The organism is Streptomyces sp. NPDC057900 (genome assembly GCF_042887885.1).
Classification (GTDB): Bacteria; Actinomycetota; Actinomycetes; order Streptomycetales; family Streptomycetaceae; genus Streptomyces.
The window spans coordinates 121,400-142,209 of record NZ_JBHVOI010000009.1 but is presented as its reverse complement, the minus strand read 5'-3'; the positions used below and the strand labels follow the sequence as shown (position 1 = coordinate 142,209).

The 20,810-nt window shown below is 71.6% G+C and carries 20 protein-coding genes; 15 read left to right on the top strand and 5 right to left on the bottom strand.

Features of this window, described 5'->3' with window-relative positions; all coding sequences use genetic code 11:
* Positions 1–99 precede the first annotated feature (99 nt).
* Positions 100–1,197: a hypothetical protein gene (locus tag ACFVQ0_RS27960; RefSeq protein ID WP_390091961.1), complete on the bottom strand. Its 1,098-nt coding sequence runs from the start codon at positions 1,195–1,197 to the stop codon at positions 100–102.
* A 496-nt stretch (positions 1,198–1,693) separates the two neighbouring features.
* On the opposite strand from ACFVQ0_RS27960, the gene sepH reads away from it, so the two are divergent.
* Complete coding sequence (gene sepH, locus ACFVQ0_RS27955) at positions 1,694–2,752, top strand: septation protein SepH (protein ID WP_311302804.1); 1,059 nt, start codon at positions 1,694–1,696, stop codon at positions 2,750–2,752.
* Positions 2,753–2,855: 103 nt separating this feature from the next.
* On the opposite strand, the gene ACFVQ0_RS27950 is transcribed toward sepH, so the two are convergent.
* The gene (locus tag ACFVQ0_RS27950) at positions 2,856–3,686 is read right to left on the bottom strand and encodes a sulfurtransferase (protein ID WP_390091960.1); all 831 of its coding nucleotides are present in this window, start codon (positions 3,684–3,686) and stop codon (positions 2,856–2,858) included.
* A 233-nt stretch (positions 3,687–3,919) separates the two neighbouring features.
* Between ACFVQ0_RS27950 and ACFVQ0_RS27945 the strand changes: the two genes are divergently transcribed.
* On the top strand, positions 3,920–4,696 hold the full coding sequence (locus ACFVQ0_RS27945) for a VOC family protein (protein WP_390091959.1): 777 nt from the start codon (positions 3,920–3,922) through the stop codon (positions 4,694–4,696).
* Between the two features lie 58 nt (positions 4,697–4,754).
* Here the strand turns inward: ACFVQ0_RS27945 and hypB are convergent, their stop codons facing one another.
* Both hypB and ACFVQ0_RS27935 read right to left on the bottom strand, forming a co-directional pair.
* Positions 4,755–5,546 carry a hydrogenase nickel incorporation protein HypB gene (hypB, locus tag ACFVQ0_RS27940; protein WP_390091958.1) on the bottom strand — a complete coding sequence of 264 codons (792 nt, stop codon included), beginning with the start codon at positions 5,544–5,546 and terminating at the stop codon, positions 4,755–4,757.
* A gap of 3 nt (positions 5,547–5,549) precedes the next feature.
* Positions 5,550–5,879, bottom strand: coding sequence for a hydrogenase maturation nickel metallochaperone HypA (locus ACFVQ0_RS27935; RefSeq protein WP_390091957.1), 330 nt, complete (start codon positions 5,877–5,879; stop codon positions 5,550–5,552).
* Positions 5,880–6,137: 258 nt separating this feature from the next.
* Between ACFVQ0_RS27935 and ACFVQ0_RS27930 the strand changes: the two genes are divergently transcribed.
* Genes ACFVQ0_RS27930 through ACFVQ0_RS27870 form a run of 13 tightly spaced genes read left to right on the top strand, consistent with a single transcriptional unit; the run spans position 6,138 to position 19,247 of the window.
* Positions 6,138–7,193: a hydrogenase expression protein HypE gene (locus tag ACFVQ0_RS27930; RefSeq protein ID WP_390091956.1), complete on the top strand. Its 1,056-nt coding sequence runs from the start codon at positions 6,138–6,140 to the stop codon at positions 7,191–7,193.
* Between the two features lie 47 nt (positions 7,194–7,240).
* On the top strand, positions 7,241–9,034 hold the full coding sequence (locus tag ACFVQ0_RS27925; RefSeq protein WP_390091955.1) for a nickel-dependent hydrogenase large subunit: 1,794 nt from the start codon (positions 7,241–7,243) through the stop codon (positions 9,032–9,034).
* The gene (locus tag ACFVQ0_RS27920) at positions 9,034–9,975 is read left to right on the top strand and encodes a NifU family protein (protein WP_390091954.1); all 942 of its coding nucleotides are present in this window, start codon (positions 9,034–9,036) and stop codon (positions 9,973–9,975) included. The genes ACFVQ0_RS27925 and ACFVQ0_RS27920 overlap by 1 nt, the downstream gene beginning before the upstream one ends.
* The gene (locus tag ACFVQ0_RS27915) at positions 9,972–10,625 is read left to right on the top strand and encodes a DUF5947 family protein (protein WP_390091953.1); all 654 of its coding nucleotides are present in this window, start codon (positions 9,972–9,974) and stop codon (positions 10,623–10,625) included. Before ACFVQ0_RS27920 ends, ACFVQ0_RS27915 begins: the two co-directional genes overlap by 4 nt.
* Complete coding sequence (locus tag ACFVQ0_RS27910; protein WP_390091952.1) at positions 10,622–11,311, top strand: DUF6084 family protein; 690 nt, start codon at positions 10,622–10,624, stop codon at positions 11,309–11,311. The genes ACFVQ0_RS27915 and ACFVQ0_RS27910 overlap by 4 nt, the downstream gene beginning before the upstream one ends.
* The gene (locus ACFVQ0_RS27905) at positions 11,308–12,711 is read left to right on the top strand and encodes a hypothetical protein (RefSeq protein ID WP_390091951.1); all 1,404 of its coding nucleotides are present in this window, start codon (positions 11,308–11,310) and stop codon (positions 12,709–12,711) included. Before ACFVQ0_RS27910 ends, ACFVQ0_RS27905 begins: the two co-directional genes overlap by 4 nt.
* On the top strand, positions 12,708–12,827 hold the full coding sequence (locus tag ACFVQ0_RS27900; RefSeq protein ID WP_371630768.1) for a DUF6893 family small protein: 120 nt from the start codon (positions 12,708–12,710) through the stop codon (positions 12,825–12,827). Before ACFVQ0_RS27905 ends, ACFVQ0_RS27900 begins: the two co-directional genes overlap by 4 nt.
* Before the next feature lie 13 nt (positions 12,828–12,840).
* On the top strand, positions 12,841–13,386 hold the full coding sequence (locus tag ACFVQ0_RS27895) for a hydrogenase maturation protease (RefSeq protein ID WP_390091950.1): 546 nt from the start codon (positions 12,841–12,843) through the stop codon (positions 13,384–13,386).
* A 2-nt stretch (positions 13,387–13,388) separates the two neighbouring features.
* A complete protein-coding gene (hypF, locus tag ACFVQ0_RS27890) occupies positions 13,389–15,950 on the top strand; it encodes a carbamoyltransferase HypF (protein WP_390091949.1) in 2,562 nt (853 codons plus the stop codon).
* 48 nt (positions 15,951–15,998) lie between these two features.
* Entirely contained in the window at positions 15,999–16,295 is a 297-nt protein-coding gene (locus ACFVQ0_RS27885; RefSeq protein WP_327339380.1) for a HypC/HybG/HupF family hydrogenase formation chaperone, read from the top strand.
* A complete protein-coding gene (hypD, locus tag ACFVQ0_RS27880) occupies positions 16,292–17,395 on the top strand; it encodes a hydrogenase formation protein HypD (protein ID WP_390091948.1) in 1,104 nt (367 codons plus the stop codon). The genes ACFVQ0_RS27885 and hypD overlap by 4 nt, the downstream gene beginning before the upstream one ends.
* A complete protein-coding gene (gene hypE, locus ACFVQ0_RS27875; protein ID WP_390091947.1) occupies positions 17,392–18,501 on the top strand; it encodes a hydrogenase expression/formation protein HypE in 1,110 nt (369 codons plus the stop codon). The genes hypD and hypE overlap by 4 nt, the downstream gene beginning before the upstream one ends.
* A gap of 29 nt (positions 18,502–18,530) precedes the next feature.
* Positions 18,531–19,247: a DUF6390 family protein gene (locus tag ACFVQ0_RS27870; protein ID WP_390091946.1), complete on the top strand. Its 717-nt coding sequence runs from the start codon at positions 18,531–18,533 to the stop codon at positions 19,245–19,247.
* Between the two features lie 45 nt (positions 19,248–19,292).
* Here ACFVQ0_RS27870 and ACFVQ0_RS27865 read toward each other — a convergent pair whose 3' ends face one another.
* Entirely contained in the window at positions 19,293–20,738 is a 1,446-nt protein-coding gene (locus ACFVQ0_RS27865; RefSeq protein ID WP_390091945.1) for a LamG-like jellyroll fold domain-containing protein, read from the bottom strand.
* Positions 20,739–20,810: the final 72 nt, after the last annotated feature.

Genomic DNA, 20,810 nt, shown 5'->3' with positions numbered 1-20,810 from the left:
TGACGACAACGCCGCGAGGTGCGGCACCAGGGCACGCGAGCCCAACCTGATCCAAACGACAGGGCCTGGGGCCTCCCGCCCGGATCGCGCCCGTCCCGCTCACTGCCCGGTGTCCGTGCCCGCCGGCGGGTTCTGCTGCGCCGGGGCGCTGCCCGTGGCCGCCGGGTCGGGGGCGGTGCTGCTGCCGTCGCCGGTCTGGGACGGGGTGGGCGTGGGCGACGGCGCCGGGTCGGCCGCGGAGTCCGAAGGGGTGGGCGTGGGGGCCGGGTCCGTCGCCGGGCTCTCGCCCCCGTCCGTCTCCGGGCTCCGGCTCTGTCCGCCCGGCTCCTGGCCGGTGCCGGGAGTGGAGCTGCCGCCCCGGTCCTCCGGGGTGGGCCGGTCGTCCTGGCCGGGGTCCGTGCTGTGCGACGGCGCCGGGTCCGAGGGCGCCGGTCCGCGCTCGCCGCGTACGACGGAGCCCACGGTGGTGCCCTGACCGCCGCTCAGGTCGTTGCCCGAGACCAGCTCGAACGTGGTGATCCCCGCCATCGAGACGACGAACACCACGGCGGCCCCGAGCGCCGAGCGCTTCCAGCCGCGGATCCGGGTGCCGTGCGTGGTCGCCTGCGTGAACTCCTCGTCCCCGGCCCCGGTCGCCGTCGCGAGCGGCCGGGTTCCGTCGACCGCTCGGATCAGCTGGGTGCGGTCGGGGTCCTGCGGCACCTTGCGCAGGACGGTGGTCGCGTCCACGGCGCGCAGCACGGTGGTGGCGTCCGCGTCCTGGGGCGCGGCCGCCGCGTCCGGCCGGCGCAGGAGCGTCGTGGCGTCCATCGCGGGCGGCACCGCTGCGGCGTCGGCGGATCCGGCCGCCTCCCGCAGGGCGACACGCGTCTCGGGGGTCCCCCACGTCCCGTCCGGGTCACCGGCGTCGCGCGTCTGGCGCGTGTGCACGGTCACCTCGCGGTCCGGATGCTTCACCTGGACGGTGACCTCGCGGATCTGCTCACCCGTACGACGGAAGAAGTGCTGGAAGACCGACCCCCCGCAGGTGGCCACGACGCTCATCACCCCGGCGCCGAGAATCGTTCCGTACACGCCCAGTTGTGAGGCCGCCACCGCCGCCGCGACCGCCGCGACCGCACTGCCCGCGACCTGGGGCAGGCTGAGATCGATCCGCCTTTCTCTGGGTTCTATGTCACTTTCCGGCTTCTGCACCATTTCCAGCCCTTGATTGACATCGCTCCCACCATGCAACAGAAGGGACATTTGAGCGAAGCCGATAGTTCCGTTTACGGTGATTCTGTGAAGCAGGACACGCGAGAGGGTCATCCCGCCTCCAGCGGGGCAGCTCAACTCCCGTACCTCGCGAGAACTTCAGCGGCGCGGCGGTCCACCCACATGGCCCGAATGGAGTACTGTGGCGAGCCCTGGGGCCGGACTCCCGCGTGGAAGTCCGGAACCTTCGGGAGGGGGCCGAAGGAGGCACTCGATCCGGCGGCGCCGCGGCATCGCACGGGGGCCGGCTGCACAGAGTGACCTACTGTTACTTTGTGTTGCGCAAGAGGTCACCGTGCCATACCGGCGATCAAGGGCTCACGCCCGACACGCCGGGCAACACGGCAATGTTGTGGCAGGCTGCACCCGGGCAGGTCACACTCGACTAGCGGAAGCAGCGACGCACGTGACGTCGGCAGGCACCACCCGGGAGGTCCCCATGCCCGAACTGCGTGTCGTGGCCGTCTCCAACGACGGCACACGACTGGTGCTCAAGGCTGCAGACAGCACGGAGTACACCCTCCCGATCGACGAGCGGCTGCGAGCCGCCGTGCGCAACGACCGCGCACGGCTCGGCCAGATCGAGATCGAGGTGGAGAGCCACCTCCGGCCCCGCGACATCCAGGCCCGGATAAGGGCCGGCGCGTCGGCGGAGGAAGTCGCCCAGTTCGCCGGCATCCCGGTCGACCGCGTCCGCCGCTTCGAGGGCCCCGTGCTCGCGGAGCGCGCCTTCATGGCCGAGCGCGCCCGGAAGACGCCGGTGCGCCGCCCCGGCGAGAACACCGGACCCCAGCTCGGCGAGGCGGTGCAGGAGCGACTCCTGCTGCGCGGCGCGGACAAGGAGACCGTCCAGTGGGACTCCTGGCGCCGCGACGACGGCACCTGGGAGGTCCTCCTGGTGTACCGGGTCGCCGGTGAGCCGCACTCCGCGAGCTGGACGTACGACGCCCCGCGCCGGCTCGTTCAGGCGGTGGACGACGAGGCGCGCTCGCTGATCGGTGAGACGGACGACGTCGCCGCGCCCGAACCGAGCTTCCCGTTCGTCCCGCGGATCGCCCGGCTGCCGCGCGACCGGCCGCTGGACCGTGCCCTGGACCGCCAGATCGAGCGTCCCGCGCCGCCTCCGCCGCCGGAGCCCGAGGAGCGCGTCGGCGGGGTCACCGCGAGCGAACGCGATTCGCTGACCAGCCTCCTGGAGGCCGTGCCCAGCTTCCGGGGCGACATGGTCGTACCGGAGCGCCCCGCACCGCCCGAGCCGCCGGCGATCGAACCGGCCGCGCAGGAGCCGGAGGCAGAGGAGCCGCCGGCCGCCTCCGCGGGCGCCGGTTCCGCCTACGCGGATGTGCTGATGCCCCGCGCGGTGGCCGGTCACCGCGACCGGCTGACCGGCACGACCGACCGGCAGGCCGAGGCGGACGGCGTCCGGCCGGGCCGCCGGGCCGCGGTGCCGAGCTGGGACGAGATCGTCTTCGGCACGCGCCGCAAGAAGCAGGACTGACCGGGGTGACCGCGGCATGACGGGGGCCCGTACGCGCTTGCGTACGGGCCCCTTCACGCTGTGTGGACGCAACCCCGCCTGCCGGTTACGGCCCGCCGTCCCGTTACCGGGGCTCGGGGCCCGTGGCGACCGGCCGGGTCTCGTCGGCCGACCACTGCGACCAGGAGCCCGCGTAGAGAGCGCCGGTGAACCCCGCGACCTCCAGGGCCAGCACCTCGTGCGCGCCCGAGACGCCCGAACCGCAGTAGACGCCGACATCCACGGCGTCCCCGTCGGCGCCCAGTCCGGTGAAGCGTGCGGCCAGCGCCGCCGCGGGCAGGAAGCGCCCGTCCGCCCCGACGTTCTCCACCGTGGGGGCCGAGACCGCGCCGGGGATGTGCCCGCCCACCCGGTCGATCGGCTCGACATCGCCCCGGTAGCGCTCGGCGGCCCGTGCGTCGAGCAGCAGGCCCGAGCGCGCCAGAGCCGCCGCGCCGTCCGCGTCCAGCAGCGGCAGCGCCCCCGGCTCGGGAACGAAGTCGCCCTCCGCGGGGACCGGGGTCTCCTTGGACAGCTCCCCCGTCCAGGCCGCGAGACCGCCGTCCAGCACCCGGACGTCCCGGTGCCCCGTCCAGCGCAGCAGCCACCAGGCGCGGGCCGCCGCCCAGCCCTGGCCGCCGTCGTACACGATCACCGAGCTGTCCCGGCCGACCCCGGCGCGGCGCATCACGGCGCCGAACTCCGCCGGGTCCGGGAGCGGGTGGCGGCCACCGCCGCCCGCCGGGCCGGCGAGTTCGGTGTCCAGGTCGACGTAGACCGCCCCGGGGATGTGCCCGGCCTCGTAGTCGGGCCGGCCGGGCGGACCGCCCAGTTGCCAACGTACGTCCAGGAGCACCGGCGGCCGAGGCCCCGCCGACTCGCTCGCACATTCGGATGCGGAGATGATGGGCTTCATGGGAGCCATCCTCGCGCAGTGGCCTGCCCGCTCGTAACAACGACGAAATGGTCGTACCGACACAAAGCGGAACCTCGTCCGTCGAGATCACGGAAAGTGCGGCGCGGCCGGGCCGCATCGAGCGCCGGGTGGTGCAAGCATCTGCACGGGGCGTACACATCCCGTACCGCACGACGGCGCGCAGGCCCCGTTCCCCCGTACGGCCACCACGATGGTCCGAGGAGATAGTGACGATGACCGAGGCTGCCGCTCGGCGTACACCCGGAACACCTTGCTGGGTGAGCCTGATCGTGCACGGCCTGGACACGACCCAGAACTTCTACGCCGAACTGTTCGGCTGGGAGTTCGGACCGGGCCCGGAGCAGCTGGGCCCTTACGTCCGGGCGCTGATCGACGGCGAGGAGGTGGCCGGCATCGGGCAGCTCTCCCCCGACCGGCACCTGCCGATCGCCTGGACGACGTACCTGGCCACCGACGACGCCGATCTCACGGCGGAGGCGATCCGTGCCTGCGGCGGCACGGTCGGTGTCGGGCCGCTGGACGCGGGCGAAGCCGGCCGGATGGCCATCGCCTCCGATCCGGGCGGGGCCGTCTTCGGGATCTGGCAGGCCGCCCGGCACATCGGCACCTCGCTGGCCGGAGCGCCCGGGATGCCGGTCTGGAACGAGCTGGTGACCCGGGAGACGGCGACGGTCGCCAAGTTCTACCAGGCGGTCTTCGGCTACGAGACGGAGGCCGTGGTCTCCGCCGACTTCGACTACCAGACCCTGCACCTGAACGGCCGCCCGGTGGCGTCGCTGCACGGCGTCGGCCACGGCCTGCCGAGGGACCGCGGCCCGCACTGGATGACGTACTTCGAGGTCGCGGACACCGACGAGGCCGCGCAGCACGTGGTGGAGCTCGGCGGGCACATCCTCCAGGCACCCAGGGAGGGCTCTTCCGGCAGGGTGGCGCTGGTCGCCGATCCCGAGGGTGCGGCGTTCACGATCGTGCGGTCCGCGAAGCGCTGAGACGGAGACGGAGGGGCCCGCGACGGCTCGCGGCCCCTCGTTCCCGCACGTGCGCGCGCTACCGCTGCGCCGCGAGCCAGTCGTACCAGTGGGTCAGGCCCTCGCCGGTGGTCGCGGAGACCGTCAGCACACGCACGTCCGGGTTGACCGAGCGCGCGTGCCGCGTGCACTGCTCGACGTCGAAGTCGACGTAGGGCAGCAGATCGGCCTTGTTGATCAGGATCAGGTCGGCGGCGGCGAACATGTACGGGTACTTCAGCGGCTTGTCCGTGCCCTCTGTGACCGAGATGATCACGGCCTTGGCGCGCTCGCCCAGGTCGAACAGGGCGGGGCAGACCAGGTTCCCGACGTTCTCCACCATGAGCAGCGAGCCCTGGGCCGGGGACAGCGCGGTCAGCGCGTCCCGCATCATCTCCGCGTCCAGGTGGCAGCCCGCCCCGGTGTTCACCTGCACCACGGCGCAGCCGGTGCGGCCGATCCGGTCGGCGTCGAGCCGGGTCTCCTGATCACCCTCGACGACGGCCACCGGGCGGCGGCCGGCGAGATCGGTGATGGTGCGTTCGAGCAGGGTGGTCTTGCCCGCGCCGGGTGAGCTCATCATGTTGACGGCCACGACGCCGCGCTCCGTCATCCACGTCCGGTTGCGCTCGGCGAGGAGGTCGTTCTTGGCGAGCACCCTCTGCTCGATGGTGACGGTCTCGACGGCGACGTCCGGCTGAACGCCCGTGTGCGGGTGCGGATGTCCGTGCGGGTGCGGGTGCGGATGGCCGTGATCCGCTTCGTCGTCCTCGCGCAGCATCGTGATCCGGGTCCCGCCGGACTCCTCGGAGCAACCGCAGGTGCCACACATGGTTCAGCCCACTCTCATGGAAACGATCTGCAGTTCCTGTCCCGATGTGATTTCCACATCCGCGCTGCCGCAGGGACACAGCAGAATCAGGTCGGTCAGGGTGAATTCGGCAGCGCAGGTACGGCAGCGGCCGGCTCCGGGCGGCTGCTCGATCTCCAGCTCGGCGCCCGCCGCGGCCGTTCCCTCGGTGACCAGGCCGAAGCAGAAGCGCATCGAGTCCGGCACCACGGCGGTGAGGACACCGACCCGGACGCGGACCGTGCGGACCGGACGCCCCTCGGCGCGCTCGCACACCGAGTCGACGACGCTCTGTGTGATGGCCAGCTCGTGCACCGGTGCCTCGTCCTTCCTGGGGTGGCTCCGACCGTAGGGCGGCGGCGGGCCCCGCCCGGGTCCGACCGGACCGGTCCATGGGCGGATCACCCGACCGGTCCACGGCCCTGCGGTCATTCGGCCCCGCGAATGGGGCGGCCCGGGAATTCCCCGTGTTGCCGGTCCACCCGAATCGGGGCGTGATGGTAGCAATGTGCGCGTACCCATCCGTGGGGGCCGATGGCCCGATGGGCCATCATCCTGAAAGGCGGCACTTCCATGCCGACAGAGGAAGCGGTAAAAGCGGAGGACACCCTGATCCACGTTCTGTGGATCAATGCCGGGCTGAGTTGTGACGGCGATTCCGTTTCACTGACAGCGGCCACTCAGCCGAGCATCGAGGAGATCGCTCTCGGTGCCCTGCCCGGACTTCCGAAGATCGCCGTCCACTGGCCGCTCATCGATTTCGAGTGCGGTCCCAACGGCGGCGCCGATGACTTCCTCGAATGGTTCTTCAAGGCCGACCGAGGGGAACTCGAACCGTTCGTCCTGGTTGTCGAGGGGTCCATTCCGAACGAGCAGTTGCACGACGAGGGATATTGGTGCGGATTCGGCAACGACCCCGCCACCGGTCAGCCGATGACCACCAGCGAGTGGCTCGACCGGCTGGCCCCGAAGGCGACCGCGGTCGTCGCGGTCGGCACCTGTGCGACGTACGGCGGCATCCACGCCATGGCGGGCAACCCGACCGGCGCGATGGGGGTGCCCGACTACCTGGGCTGGGACTGGAAGTCCAAGGCCGGCATCCCGATCGTGTGCGTCCCCGGGTGCCCGATCCAGCCGGACAACCTGTCGGAGACGCTCACCTACCTGCTCTACATGGCGACGGACCAGGCGCCGATGATCCCGTTGGACGACGCGCTGCGGCCGACGTGGCTGTTCGGTTCGACGGTGCACGAGGGCTGTGACCGGGCCGGGTACTACGAGCAGGCCGACTTCGCGACGGAGTACGGCTCGCCCAAGTGCATCGTCAAGCTGGGCTGCTGGGGCCCCACGGTCAAGTGCAACGTGCCCAAGCGCGGCTGGATGAACGGCATCGGCGGCTGCCCCAACGTCGGAGGCATCTGCATCGGCTGCACCATGCCGGGGTTTCCGGACAAGTTCATGCCGTTCATGGACGAGCCCCCGGGCGGAAAGCTCTCGACCAACGCGGTCGGGCTGTACGGCTCCACGATGCGGCGGCTGCGCCACATCACCACCCACACTCTGGACCGCGAACCGAAGTGGCGTAAGCCCGGCAGGGAACTCACGACCGGCGCCACACGCACCTGGTAAGTGACCGCGTAAATCACCGCGACAAACAGAAAGATGAGGCGGCGCACATGACCGCGACGCAAGCCAAGGGTGCCCGGGGAGGCCAGGGAAAGAACGACCTGGTCGAAATGGCGTGGGATCCCATCACCCGGATCGTCGGCAGCCTGGGCATCTACACGAAGATCGACTTCAAGCAGAAGGTGGTCGCCGAGTGCCACAGCACCAGCTCCATCTTCCGCGGCTATTCGGTCTTCATGAAGGGAAAGGACCCGCGGGACGCGCACTTCATCACGAGTCGCATCTGCGGAATCTGCGGTGACAACCACGCCACGTGTTCGTGTTACGCGCAGAACATGGCGTACGGGGTGAAGCCGCCGCACCTCGGTGAATGGATCGTGAATCTCGGCGAGGCCGCGGAGTACATGTTCGACCACAACATCTTCCAGGAGAACCTGGTCGGGGTCGACTACTGCGAGAAGATGGTCGCGGAGACCAACCCCGGGGTGCTGGAGCAGGCCAACCGCACCGAGTCGCCGCACGCCGAGGCCCACGGGTACCGGACCATCGGCGACATCATGCGGTCGCTGAACCCGTTCACCGGCGAGTTCTACCGCGAGGCGCTCCAGGTCAGCCGGATGACCAGGGAGATGTTCTGCCTGATGGAGGGGCGGCACGTCCACCCCTCCACGCTGTATCCGGGCGGCGTCGGCACGGTGGCGACCATCCAGCTGATGACGGACTACATCACCCGGCTCCAGCGCTACGTCGAGTTCATGAAGAAGGTCGTGCCGATGCACGACGACCTCTTCGACTTCTTCTACGAGGCCCTGCCGGGGTACGAGCAGGTCGGCAACCGGCGCATCCTGCTGGGCTGCTGGGGCTCGTTCCAGGACCCGGAGCACTGCAACTTCGAGTACAAGGACATGACCGACTGGGGCCGGAAGATGTACGTCACCCCCGGTGTCGTCGTGGACGGCAAGCTGGTGACCACCGACCTGGTGAAGATCAACCTCGGCATCCGGATCCTGCTCGGTTCCTCGTACTACAACGACTGGGACGAGCAGGAGACGTTCGTCTCCCACGACCCGCTCGGCAATCCGGTCGACCGGCGCCACCCGTGGAACCAGCACACCAACCCGCAGCCCCAGAAGCGGGATCTGGACGACAAGTACAGCTGGGTGATGTCGCCGCGCTGGTTCGACGGTAAGGACTACCTGGCGCTCGACACAGGCGGCGGGCCGCTCGCGCGGCTCTGGACGACCGCGCTGGCCGGGCTGGTCGACATCGGCTACATCCAGGCCACCGGCCACAGCGTCAAGATCAACCTCCCCAAGACCGCGCTCAAGGGCCCGGTGGAGCTGGAGTGGCACGTCCCGAAGTGGAGCAACACCATCGAGCGCAACCGGGCACGCAGCTACTTCCAGGCGTACGCCGCCGCCTGCGCACTGCACTTCGCGGAGAAGGCACTCGCGGAGATCAGGTCGGGGAACACCAAGACCTGGGAGAAGTTCGAGGTCCCCGAGGAGGGTGTGGGCTGCGGGTTCACCGAGGCGGTGCGCGGCGTGCTCTCCCACCACATGGTGATCCGGGACGGCAAGATCGCCAACTACCACCCGTACCCGCCGACCCCGTGGAACGCGAGCCCTCGCGACACGTACGGCACGCCGGGCCCGTACGAGGACGCCGTGCAGGGCCAGCCGATCTTCGAGGAGAACGACCGGGAGAACTTCAAGGGCATCGACATCATGCGCACGGTGCGCAGCTTCGACCCCTGTCTGCCGTGCGGCGTCCACATGTATCTCGGCGAGGGCAAGAAGCTGGAACTCCTGCACTCCCCCACCCAGTCCGCGGGCAGCGAGTGATGGCGCGGGAGGACCTCCCGCCGGAGCCCGACTGGCGGGCCACCGGCGACCGCATCGACACCCTCATCGCCGCCAGCGGCTCGGGCGGCGCGATCGCCCGCGAGCGCAGCGAGGAACTGGTCCGGCTGGTCGCCGACTTCTACGGCGCGGGGCTTGAGCGGCTGCTCGACCTGGTGCACGAGCAGGGGCGGCTGGACGACGATGTGCTGGCCGCGCTGGCCGGTGACGATCTGGTGGCCAGTGTCCTGCTGGTGCACGGGCTGCACCCGTACGGCGTGGAGACCCGGGTCGAGCAGGCGCTGGAGAGCGTGCGGCCGTATCTGGGTTCGCACGGCGGCGATGTCGAACTGCTCTCCGTCACCGAGGAAGGCGCCGTCCGGCTGCGGCTGCTGGGCAGTTGCGACGGCTGCCCGTCTTCCTCCGTCACGCTGAAGCTGGCCGTGCAGGGCGCGGTGGAGGCGGCGGCTCCGGAGATCACCTCGATCGAGGTGGAGACCGCCACGGAGGAGTCCGAGGCTGCGGGGCCACTGGTGCCGGTGGACTCGCTGTTCGCCCGGCTGCACACCGATGCGGCAGTGGCCACCGGGGACGGTGCGTCCTGGGAGGTCGTCCCGGAGCTGTCCGCGCTGGAGTCCGGCGCCGTGGCGCGGGTCGAGGTCGGCCGGATGCCGGTGGTGGCCTGCCGGGTGGGCAGTGACCTCTTCGCCTTCGAGGACCGGTGCGCGCGCTGCGAGCGGCCGTTCGAGGGGGCGGCGCTGGCGCGGCGGCTGGGCGGTGACTCGGGCGACGCGATCCTGCGCTGCGCCGGCTGCCGGGCCCACTACGACGTACGGCGGGCGGGTGTCTGCCTCGACGAGGACGGCGCCCATCTGGCCCCGTTGCCGCTGCTCGCGGAGGGCGGCGAGGTCTCCGTCTCGGTGCCCGTGACGGTGGCGCCGTGATCGCGGCCGGCCGTTCCGCGTCCCCGGCGTCCACGCTGCTGCGGCTGCGCCGCGACCGGCCCCAGCCGGCCGCCGGGGAGCGCTGCGAGATGTGCGCGGAGCCGATCGGGGAGGAGCATCCCCATGTGGTGAACCTCGACAGCCGCGCCCTGATGTGCGGCTGCCGGGCCTGCTACCTGCTGTTCACCGACGAGGGGGCGCGGTTGCGCTACCGGGCGGTGCCCGAGCGCTATCTGCACTTCGCCGGGCTGACCGTGGACGGGCGGGCCTGGGACGAGTTGCAGATCCCGGTCGGGCTCGCCTTCCTGTTCCGCAACTCCGTGCAGGACCGGATGGTCGCGTTCTATCCGGGCCCGGCCGGGGCCACCGAGTCGGAACTGCCGCTGGACGCCTGGGAGGCCGTCGTCGCGGCGAGTCCGGTGCTGGCCGGTCTGCGGCCCGACGTGGAGGCGCTGCTGATCAGACGTACGGCGGGCGGCGGCGGCTCGTGCCATCTGGTGCCGATCGACGCCTGTTACGAGCTGGTGGGGCAGTTGCGCACGCTGTGGCGCGGCTTCGACGGCGGTTCGGAGGCGCGCACCGCGATGGACGCCTTCTTCGCCCGGGTGGCGGACCGCAGCCGTCCCGCAGAGGGGGTGGTGGCACCGTGAACGACTTCGCGTTCTCCGTACTCGACATCTTCGCCGAGCCGTACGCGGCTTCGCCGCAGCTGACGGCGAGGCTCCGGATCGAGGAGCGCACGGGCCGGCGCATCCACGCCGTCGCGCTGCACTGCCAGGTCCGGATCGAGCCGCAGCGGCGCCACTACGACGACGCCGAACAGAGCGGTCTGCACGCCCTGTTCGGCGGCCGGGAGCGCTGGACGGACACCCTGAAGCCGTTCCAGTGGATGAGCTGCGACACCACGGTGCAGGGGTTCAGCGGGGCGACGGAGGTCGATCTCGCGCTGCCCTGCACCTACGACTTCGACGTGATCGGTTCCCGCTATCTGCACGCCCTCGGTGAGGGTTCGGTCCCGCTCGCCCTGATGTTCTCCGGCACGGTCTTCACGCGGGGCAGCAAGGGCTTCGGGGTCGAGCAGGTGCCGTGGGACTGCGAGGCCCGGTACGCCATGCCGGTCGAGGTGTGGCGCCGCATGGTGGCGGCGCACTTCCCCAACACCGGGTGGATCAGGCTGGATCACGAGGTGCTGGCGCGCTTCGCGGACTTCCGGGCCAGGCGCGGGCTGATCAGCTGGGACGAGACGGTCCAGGCCCTGCTGGCCGGGCACGAAGAGGAAGAGGTGGGTCCGGTGGGCGCGGAACCGGCACGTCTCGACGAGGTGGTCCCGCGATGAGTCTCGACCAGGTCCGTTCGATCGCGGACGCCGTCCTGTACGAGGGATATCTGCTCTACCCGTACCGGGCGAGCTCGAACAAGAACCGCTCGCGCTGGCAGTTCGGGGTCCTCGGCCCGCCGAACGCGGAGGCGGCGAGCTTCGGTGAGCAGCCGGGGATGGAGACGCAGGTCCTGCTGGCACCGCACGACGGTCCGGCCGCGGTCACCGTGCACCTGCGCTTCCTCCAGCTCCAGGTCCGCGAGGTGTGGGCCCCGGACGCGGACGGGACGGAGCGACCCGTCGACCGGCTGACCGTCGACGGGGCCGAGGTGCTGTCCTGGGACGAGGCGGTCGAGCGGGAGGTCGTGCTGGCCGCGCTGCCGCTGGGCGAGGCGGTGGACACCGTCCACGAGATCCCCGGCGGTGAGGACAGCGAGCCGCTTACCGACGCGGCGGGCGCGGTGGTGGGCCGGATCGTGCGGCGGCGGCTGCCGCTGACGGTGGGTATCCGTACGGACAGCGTCGTGGACGACGGGTACACCCGCCTCTCGGTGGCGGTGCGCAACGAGCACCCGGCGGCCGCGGCCACCAAGGACGCCGCGATCCGGGCCTCGCTGATCGGCGCGCATCTGCTGCTGCGGGCGCACGACGCGGAGTTCGTCTCGCTGCTCGAACCGCCCGCCGGGGCGGCGGCCGTGGCGGGACGCTGCCGGCAGAACAGATGCTGGCCGGTGCTCGCCGGGCCGAAGGGAACGACGGACGTCCTGCTCGGCGCGCCGATCATCCTGTACGACTACCCGGAGGTCGCCGAGCAGAGCCCCGGCGCCCTGTTCGACTCGACGGAGATCGACGAGATCCTGACCCTCCGGGTGATGACCATGACGGAGGCGGAGAAGGCCGAGGCGCGGGCCACCGACCCGCGGGCCCGGGAGATCATCGACCGGTGCGACGGCATGTCGCCCGCCGGACTCCAGGAGCTGCACGGTCTGCTGCGCGACCCGCACCTGCCGCGGCCCGCCGCGCACCCCGGGCCCGCCGTCGGCGGGCGGGACGTGGAGCCTTCCGCCTTCGACACGTCCGGCGCCCCCTGGTGGGATCCGGCGGCCGACGCCTCGGTACGGCCGGGGAGCGACGCGGTGGTGATCGACGGGGTCCGGGTGGCCAAGGACAGCCTGGTCCGCGTCCATCCGTCCCGGCGGGCCGACGCGCAGGACCTGTTCTTCGCCGGCCAGGTGGCCCGGGTGACCGCGGTGCTCTCCGACGTGGACGGCGGCACGCACGTCGCCCTGGTCCTCGTCGACGACCCGGCCGCCGACCTGCACGACTGGTACGGCCGCTACTTCTACTTCGCACCCGACGAGCTGACACCGCTGACCGTCGAGGAGACGGCGCGGCACCGAGAGGAGAACCGAGCATGAAGACCCTGGGCATCATCACCGCGGGCCTGGCGGCCGCCGTGGCACTGGTCGCCGTGGGCGTCGGCATCAAGTCGATCCCCGACGTCCGCCGCTATCTGCGCATCCGGTCGATGTGAGCCGCCGGCACCGATGACGACGACGAGCGAACCGGGCACGGCCACGCGGGTACTGGTGGCCGGCATCGGCAATCTGTTCCTCGGTGACGACGGCTTCGGCCCCGAGGCGGTCCGCCGGCTGTCCCGTGACGGCGGACTGCCGCCGGAGGTACGGGTGGTGGACTACGGCATCCGAGGCATGCACCTCGCGTACGACCTGCTGGACGGGTACGACGCGCTGGTGCTGGTCGACGCGTACCCGGGTGGCGGCGCGCCCGGGGAACTGACCGTGCTGCGTATCGGCGCGGAAGACCTCGGTACGGGTGAATTCGACGCCCATGGGATGAATCCGGTCGCTGTCCTTGCAAACCTGGATCAATTGGGCGGTACTCTTCCGCTCACCTACCTCGTCGGCTGCACACCCGCCGGAGTCGAGGAGGGCATCGGGCTCAGCGAAGCCGTCGAGAACGCGCTGCCCGAGGCAGTCCAGAGCGTGCACACCCTGGTCCGGCAGCTCGTGCCGGACCGGCCGCCCGTACCGACCGCGTCCGTGAAAGGCGCCGAACCCCGGAGATCCTGATCATGTGCCTGGGCATTCCTGGTCGCGTCGTGGAGATCGTCGACGGGTATGCGGGCCAACTGGCTCTGGTCGATGTGGAGGGCGCCAGGCGCCGCGTCAACATCGGCATGCTGGACGAGGCACCCGGTTGCGACGACTGGGTGCTTCTCCACATGGGCTTCGCCGTCGAGCTGATCGACCGGGAGAAGGCCCGCGAGGCCCTGTCGGGCCTGGAGATGATGGGCCGGGGCCGGGCGGAGCGGGTCCGGCGCAGGTTCGAGGTGTGCGGGGTCGTGCAGGGGGTCGGCTTCCGGCCCTTCGTCTACGTCACCGCGTCCGAGCTGATGCTCACGGGCACGGTGACGAACACCGGCGACGGGGTGCTCGCCGAGGTCGAGGGCGACGCGGACGCGGTGGCGGAGTTCGGCCGCCGGCTCCGCAGCGATGCCCCGCCGCTCGCGGTCGTCGTGGACGTGCGCACCAGCGACCGGCCGGTCCGCGGCGGTACGGGGTTCACCATCGAGGAGTCCGGCGGGGGCGGCGGCCGGTCCCGGACGCTCGTCTCGCCGGACACCGCGACCTGCCGGGACTGCCTGGACGAGCTGGCCGACCCGGCGAACAGGCGCTACCGCCACCCCTTCATCACCTGTACGCACTGCGGTCCCCGGTTCACGATCGTCACCGGCCTCCCGTACGACCGGGCAGCCACCACGATGGCGGACTTCGAGATGTGCGGGGCCTGCAGGGCGGAGTACGAGGACCCGGGTGACCGGCGCTTCCACGCCCAGCCCATCGCGTGCCCCGACTGCGGGCCCCGGCTCGAACTGGTCGGCGGCGACGGGGTGTCCCGCTGCCGCGACGAGGACGCGCTGCGGGCCGCGCGGGAGCTGCTCGCCGACGGCGGGATCATCGCGGTCAAGGGGCTCGGCGGCTACCACCTGGTGTGCGACGCGCGGGACGACGCGGCCGTGACCGAGCTGCGCCGGCGCAAGCGGCGCGGCGGCAAGCCGTTCGCGGTCATGGTGGCCGGACTCGACGTGGCGCGGGAGCTGGTGACCGTGACGCCCGGGGACGAGGAGCTCCTGACCGGTGGCCGCCGGCCCATCGTTCTGCTGCCCCGGCTTCCCCACCGGGACGGAGCCGGGTCCGGTGTGTCGGACGCCGTGGCGCCCGGGAGCCCCGACCTCGGGCTGCTGCTTCCGTACACCCCGCTGCACGTGCTGCTCCTCGGCATCGGTGACGACCGGCCGGGCCCGGACGCGCTGGTGATGACGTCGGCCAACCTGTCGGGCGAGCCGATCGTCACGGACGACGCGGATGCGCTGACCTCGCTGGCCCCGCTGGTCGACGGGTGGCTGCGGCACGACCGGCGCATCCAGGTGCCGTGCGACGACTCGGTCAGCCGCTGGGTGGCCGGTGCAGAGCTGCCGATCCGCCGGTCGCGCGGATACGCCCCGCTGCCGCTCGCGCTGCCCTTCGACGTGGAGCCGACGCTCGCCTTGGGCGCCGACCTCAAGAACACCTGCGCGCTGGGCGAGGGCCGCTACGCCTGGCTGAGCCAGCACATCGGCGACATGGACGACCTGTCCACCGTGGAGGCGCTGACCAGGACCGAGAAGCACCTGGAGAACCTCACCGGGGTGGCGCCCGTCCGGCTGGTGGCCGACCGTCACCCCGGCTACCACTCCGCCGGATGGGCCCGCGCGCACGCGGCCGGGCGGCCGGTGCGCACGGTCCAGCACCACCACGCGCACATCGCCTCCGTGATGGCCGAGCACGGTCTGGGCGCGGGCGAGCGCGTGATCGGCATCGCCTTCGACGGCACCGGCCACGGCGACGACGGAGCGGCCTGGGGCGGCGAGGTCCTGGTGGCGGACTACGCGTCCTTCCGCAGGGCCGCCCACCTGGGATACGTACCGCTGGCCGGGGGCGACGCGAGTGTGCTGCGCCCGTACCGGATGGCCCTCGCCCACCTGCACGCGGCCGGTGTGCCGTGGGACGCGGACCTGCCCTCGGTCGCCGCGTGCCCGGCCGCCGAACGCGAGGTGCTGGCGCACCAGTTCGCCACCGGCTTCGGCTGTGTGCCGACGTCGGGCATGGGCCGGCTCTTCGACGCCGTCGCCTCGCTGGCCGGCCTCCGGCACGAGGTGGCGTACGAGGCGGAGGCCGCCATGGAACTGGAGGGGGCGGCGCGCCGCGTACCCGGACTCCCCTCGGCGACCGAGGGCGGCTACCAGTTCGCGATCCGGCCCGGGACGGGCGAGGAGCCCGCCGTCGCGGATCCGGGCCCGGTCGTGCGGGCCGTGGTGTCCGACGTACGGGCGGGCGTCCCCACCGGGCTGATCGCCGCGCGCTTCCACGCGTCGGTAGCCGCGCTGATCACCGAGCTCGCGGAGCTCTGCCGTACGCACACCGGTCTCGGCACGGTGGCCCTGGGCGGCGGTGTCTTCCAGAACGCCGTACTGCTCGAAGCGGCACAACAGGGCCTGACGGAACGGGGTTTCACCGTCCTGCGGCCGAGGCTGCTGCCGCCGAACGACGGCGGGATCGCGCTGGGCCAGCTGATGATCGCCGCGGCGGGCTGACCGCCCCGCACCTCCCGTACCCCAAGGGATCCACAGAGAAGAGGAACCATGTGTCTGGCTGTTCCGGGGCGTGTCCTCAGTACCGCGGAAGTCGACGGCACCGTGATGGCGGAGGTCGACTTCGGCGGGGTGCGCAAGGAGGTGTGCCTCCAGTACATCCCCGATGTGACCGTCGGTGAATACGTCATCGTGCACGTCGGATTCGCCATCCAGCGCCTCGACGAGGCCTCCGCCCAGGACACCCTGGCCAACTTCGAACGGCTGGGCATCCTCGCCGAGGAGTTCGGGGACGGCTTCGAACTCGCCGCGCAGCAGCGCACATCACCCGAAGGAGCCGGCCGGTGAAGTACCTCGAAGAGTTCAGCGACCCCGATCTCGCGAAGAGGCTGGTCGACGAGATCCACGCGGCCACCACCCGTAAGTGGGCGATGATGGAGGTCTGCGGCGGCCAGACCCACTCGATCATCCGGCACGGGATCGACCAGCTCCTGCCCGAGGGCGTGGAGATGATCCACGGCCCTGGGTGCCCCGTCTGCGTCACCCCGCTGGAGACCATCGACCGCGCGCTGGCCATCGCCGCCCGCCCCGGCGTCATCTTCTGCTCGTTCGGCGACATGCTGCGGGTGCCCGGCAGCAGCCAGGACCTGTTCTCCGTCAAGAGCGCGGGCGGCGACGTACGCGTGGTGTACTCCCCCCTCGACGCGCTGAAGCTGGCTCGCGAGAACCCGGACCGTGAGGTCGTCTTCTTCGGGATCGGGTTCGAGACCACCGCCCCCGCCAACGCCATGACGGTGTACCAGGCCAAGCAGCTCGGGGTGCGGAACTTCTCGCTGCTGGTGTCCCACGTCCTGGTGCCGCCCGCGATCGCCGCGATCATGGAGTCCCAGACCTGCCGGGTGCAGGCCTTCCTCGCCGCCGGTCATGTGTGCAGTGTGATGGGCACGTCCGAATACCCGCCGCTGGCGCAGAAGTACAAGGTGCCGATCGTGGTCACCGGCTTCGAGCCCCTGGACATCCTGGAAGGCGTCCGCCGGACCGTCCTCCAGCTCGAATCGGGCCGCCACGAGGTGGAGAACGCCTACCCGAGGGCCGTGCGCGCCGAGGGTAACGCGCCCGCCATGAAGATGCTCGCGGACGTCTTCGAGGTGACGGACCGGACCTGGCGCGGCATCGGGGCGATCCCCCGCAGCGGCTGGCGGCTCGCCGAGAAGTACCGCGAGTTCGACGCGGAACAGCGGTTCGACGTGACGGGCATCCGGACCGCCGAGTCGTCGCTCTGCCGTTCCGGCGAGGTCCTCCAGGGCCTCATCAAGCCGCACCTGTGCGAGGCGTTCGGCAAGGAGTGCACGCCGCGCAACCCGCTCGGCGCGACCATGGTGTCCTCCGAGGGCGCCTGCGCCGCGTACTACACCCACCGCCGCCTGGAACTGGTCGATGCGAAGTGACTGATGTGACTGACGCGGTGCGCGAAGTGACGGTGCCTACCGACGACGTGCCCGATCTCGACTTCGAGGGGTGGTCCTGCCCCGTACCGCTGCGGGACGTCCCGAACGTCGTGATGGGCCACGGTGGTGGCGGTGCGATGTCCGGCGAGCTGATCGAGCATCTGTTCCTGCCCGCGTACGGAGCGGCGGCCGCCGCCGATCTCGGTGACTCGGCCGTCCTGACGGTCGGCGGCGGCACCCGGCTCGCCTTCTCGACGGACTCCTTCGTGGTGAAGCCGATGTTCTTCCCCGGCGGGTCGATCGGTGACCTGGCGGTGAACGGGACGGTGAACGACCTGGCGATGTCGGGTGCGACACCGCTGTTCCTGTCGACCGCCTTCATCCTCGCGGAGGGCACGGAGCTCAGCGTCCTCGGCCGGATCGCGCAGGCCGTGGGCCGGGCGGCGGAGGAGGCCGGCGTACGTCTGGTCACCGGTGACACCAAGGTCGTGGAGCGCGCCAGCGGTGACGGCGTCTACCTCAACACCTCGGGCATCGGTGTGGTGCCGGCCGGTGTCGACATCAACCCGCGCCGGGCCAGGCCCGGCGACGCCGTGCTCGTCAGCGGCGATATCGGGGTGCACGGGGTGGCGGTGATGAGCTGCCGCGAGGGCCTGGAGTTCGGTACGACGGTCGAGAGCGACACCGCCTCGCTGCACGGGCTGGTCGCCGCCATGCTCGCCACCGGCAGCGACGTCCATGTGCTCCGGGACCCGACGCGCGGGGGCGTCTCCGCTTCGCTGAACGAGATCGCCCGCGCCTCAGAGGTGGGCATCGAGCTGGTCGAGCGGCTGCTGCCGGTGCCGCCCACGGTGCGGGACGCGTGCAGTCTGCTCGGGCTCGACCCGCTCCAGGTGGCCAACGAGGGCAAGCTGATCGCCATCGTCCCGGCCAAGGACGCGGACCGGGTGCTGGCCGCGATGCGGGCCCACCCGCTGGGCCGGTCCGCGTGTGCGATCGGCAGCTGCGTACCGGATCACGCGGGGATGGTGGTCGCGCGGACGGGGCTGGGCGGGACCCGGGTGATCGGGCTGCCGATCGGTGAACAGCTGCCGAGGATCTGCTGAGTGCGCGGCGACCGGCGAGGATCTGCTGAGTGAGTGCTGAGGGCGCGCTGTTGTTCGCGCGATACGCCTACCCGCCCAACGAGCTCGGTTACTGCGGCCCCGCCGACGCGGCGGCGCTGCTGCGCCGGGAGGAGACCGCCGGTATCGAGCGGCGGGCCCGGCAGTTCGAGGGGGCCTGGTGCTATCTGCAGTTCCTCGCGGAGACGGCCGGACTCGCCGACCCGCTCGACGTGCGGGTGGTCGAGGCCTACTGGATCGGCAACGAGCTGCTGGAGCTGGCCGATCCGGCCGCTCTGGTGGAGCGGCTGACCGACCGGTTCCGCGGCCAGCTGGGCGGCACCTGGCGGGAGGCGGCGGGGCGGGCCCTGGCCCACCACAGCTTCCAGGTGTTCGAGGTGTACCCATGGGCGCGGATGCTGCGGCCGGACGGGAACCCGACCGCGTTGTCCGTCCTGGACCGGTGCCGCATCCGGACGGGCGTGGTGCTCACGGGCGGCACGGAGGTGGCGACGGTCAGGTCCCGTCCGCTGGTCTGGGACGGGACCGGGACCGTGGCCGGCGACCAGCAGGTGGAGACGGTGCGCCTCGCGGCGGGCGGGCGGACGCTGATCGACGGCGTCCGCCCCGGTGACCGGGTGGCGCTGCACTGGGACTGGGTGTGCGATGTGCTCACCGATGAACAGGCCCTGCGCATCGAGTCCTTCGAGGCGCGCACGCGGGGCGGACTGGGCCTGCTCGTTCCGTAGGCCCAGTCCCCCTGCCTTCGGCTTCGGCTTCGGCTTCGGCTTCAGTCAGAGTGAGTTGATCTCCCTCTCGGAGAGCACCCCGGCCCAGGTGCGTACGTCGTCGAGGTCGCCGTCGAGGTAGTGGGCCCCGACCCCGTCGGCCGCCGAGTCCCGGCCTGCCTGGAGGTACCTCGCGGCCTCCCAGGCGTCGGCCGCCGCGTACGGCGCGCTGGCGGCGAGGGTGCCGTCGATCCAGAGCTGGATGTTGCCTGCCCTCTCGTCGTACTGCAGCAGCAGAGTCTGGGTGCCGTCCTGGGCGGGCGCGCCGATCCGCGTCGTGGGGGCGTCCGGCTCGTCGGCGTGGGCGAGGACGGCCTGCCAGGTACGGTCGGCCGCGCGGTAGCGGAGGGTGAAGGCGTCCGCCTGCCAGCCGTACTGCGAGAGCACGGCCATGTCCCGGTCGGGTGTGCCGTGCAGCCGGACCTTCGTGGAGACGGCCCAGCTCCTGGAGGTGTCGAGCGGCGGGATGTCGCTTCCGAGGAAGTCACCGTCGCCGTCCAGTGAGACGCTGCCGCCTCCCGCCAGCGCGTCATCAGTGATGACATGGGCGTCGCCGCCGGCCAGGAAGTCCGCGCGGTGGTTCACTTCGGGGAAGCCCAGCTGCCCGTCGCCCCAGTCCTCGGCGCTCTCCAGCGGCCAGTAGGCCCTGAGCCACGGCTTGCGGCGGCCGAGTTCGGCGAGCTCGACCGGGTCGATGACGGAGTCCCACAGCCTGACGTCCGCCAGGTCTCCTTGCCATCTCTTCTTGGAGTAGTCGTTGCCGTCCCGCCCCATCACGAAGTTCCAGAGGGCGGTGTCCTCGGGCACGGTCACCTCCCCGGTGGACACCGGGACCCCGTCCACGTAGAGCCGCGCGGTGCCGGTGGCCGGGTCGTAGACCCCGGCGAGGTAGGCCCACTCGCCCGCCTGCGGGGTGCCGCCGGTGACCGCCCGACTCTCGCCGTCGGCCGAGGGCAGCTCGAAGCTCCAGACGGGATTTCCGGCGGCGTCGGTGGTCGTGCCGAGGGAGAAGTTGGCCGTGCCGCTGATGCCGGACTGGGTGATGGCCGTCATGTCGCGGCCGGTCTCCTCCGGGCGCACCCATACCCCGGCGGTGAAGGCACGTGTCGTGTCCACGACGATGCGGTCCGTGTTCAGGTAGCTGTAGTCACCACCGTCGAAGTACGCGGCGCCCGGCATACCGCCGTCGGGCCCCTGGTCCCCGAACCGGACGCCGGGGCCGGGCAGACCCCGGATCGATCCCGCCCAGGCGGCGGCCCGCTGGGAGCCGTTGCGGTCGTCGAGCCTCCAGGCGGCCACCGGCGGGGTCTCCGTCGCGACCGAGGACTGCCCGCCGGCCGATGGCCGGGGCGTCAGGTGGTTGTCGGCGGCCGACGCCGAGGGTGTCGCGGTGACGGCCGCCGACAGCAGTGCGGCGACCAGAGCGGTGCGAACCGCGAGTCCGACGTGCAAGGTCCCTCCCAGTGTGTGATGAGGGTGGGCAGAGCTCTCCCCGACACACTTCAGCCGTCCCGGCACCGGCCC